The organism is Paraburkholderia ribeironis (assembly GCF_900019265.1).
GTDB classification, from domain to species: Bacteria; Pseudomonadota; Gammaproteobacteria; order Burkholderiales; family Burkholderiaceae; genus Paraburkholderia; species Paraburkholderia ribeironis.
This window is the reverse complement of sequence record NZ_CYGX02000166.1, coordinates 1-1,753: the sequence shown is the minus strand read 5'-3', so window position 1 is coordinate 1,753 and position 1,753 is coordinate 1. Positions and strand designations below refer to the sequence as shown.

Annotated in this window: 2 pseudogenes; both read left to right on the top strand. The window is 56.9% G+C overall.

Features of this window, described 5'->3' with window-relative positions:
• Window positions 1–752: 752 nt before the first annotated feature.
• Window positions 753–1,105 (top strand): annotated as a pseudogene (locus BN2475_RS32805) (transposase); the annotation flags it as partial.
• 291 nt (window positions 1,106–1,396) lie between these two features.
• Window positions 1,397–1,753: pseudogene (locus tag BN2475_RS35195) on the top strand (hypothetical protein); the annotation flags it as partial.

The following is a 1,753-nucleotide window of genomic DNA, read 5'->3' as shown; positions in this document are numbered from 1 at the left end:
CTACACTAGATCGCTCGTCGGCAGCGTCAGATGTGTATAAGAGACAGCCTGGGGTCCGAAGCCCTGCACGCCTTGCAGTCCCTGAATACGCTGCAATCCCGGAAAATCAGCGACAACTCTGATAGAAGCCACGTGCTGTCCGGTCATCGAGTGAATCTGCCGGATTTGATCTTCATTGAGGGGTAGTACCACGCCCTGTTCACTCATGATCGTCTGCTCCTAGAAGTCTAAGAAAACATTGAAATATCACGACGAACCGAAACACCCGCAGCCCTTACATTGGCATGCGCAAAACGTCCTCCCACGTCCGTCTTATGGCGTTCGAACTTTTAGAGGAAGACAGCAACAACTCTCAAATCGAAAAATTGCATACTCGTATCATCAGCTCCCAGTAAGTTGGACGTCTGCAACCGACGAGCAATAGGTGCGCCAGACGGAAAGCGAGTTGATACGACTAATCGGTCGAATCGGCTGTCGCAAATGTCCCAACATTGTCGTACATCGGACAATACCAAGCGACATCGACCTGTTGTCCACCGGCTGGTGGCGAAATGACACCCTAAGCGTTTGCGTCTAGGAACCATAGAGGCACTGTCAGGTTGCTGGAGATGTGGCGGAAGAATGAAGCGATGAAAAAGACGAAATCGCTTTATCAAGGCCACCGTTTCCCTGCTATCCGGCGGCGAAGGCTGTGACGCCGGCCGGAAAAAGTGGACGCCAACATTCCGTAAAATTGAGGAATGGAGGCATACATGAATCGAATCCCCAAAGCCGTCTACACGAAGGAATGCCGTAAAGAGGCGGTGAAGCTTGCAATGACCGACGGCGTTGGTGAATCGGAGGCCGCGCGTCGACTGTCGATATCAATGAAGACGGTTGCGAACTGGGTGCGTGCTGCGAAGGGCGGCAAGCTGGAGCGGGTAGGTCAGCATCAAAAGCCGCTGACTGAGATCGAAGCTGAACTCGGGCGAGTCAAGCGGGAGCTGGCCGAAGTGAAGATGGAGCGCGATTTATTAAAAAAATTCGCGACGTACTTTGCGAGGGAGTCGCGGTGAAGTACGGCGTGATCGAACAGATGCGACAGGACTACCCGGTGCCGCCTGTCACGGATCGGCGTAATGAGGCCATTCCGGGATCGGCGTAATCGAGTCACGCTGCAGGCTCGTTGTCACGTCGGGCCCTAGCCCGAAACGCATTTCGAATTTCCGTAACCCGGTACCTTCGGCGTCTTTGCTCGGAGGGCCGATGAGTAACAGGAGGTTCGAAGTGTTTGAGTATCGACAGGTCCTGGCGCGCATGCGTCAGGGCGATTCCGACCGCGACATTGCCGGCGCACACCTGATGGGGCGCGGCAAGCTGAAGACCGTACGGCAACTCGCGCTCGCTCACGGCTGGCTTGATCCCGGCCGCCCGTTGCCGGATGGGTATCTTTGGGCGCGACCCCAAGGTACCACGCAGCCGCATCTCGACGCTCGAGCCATTTCGAGACCTGGTACGTGGCTGGTTCGACGCCGACGTTCAGGGCACGACGATCCACAATGCGCTGAAACGCAACCATGGCTACACGGGCAGCTATTCGGCGGTGCGCCGTATGCTGCTGAACCTGAAGGCCGAGCGCGGCGTCAGGGCGACGACGATCCTTGAGTTTGCACCAGCCGATGCTGTGCGGTCGACTTCGGCGCGGGGCCGGTGCTCACGCACGAGTCCGGCATCCCGCTCAAGACGTGGATCTTCCAACTGGTTGCGCGTTTCG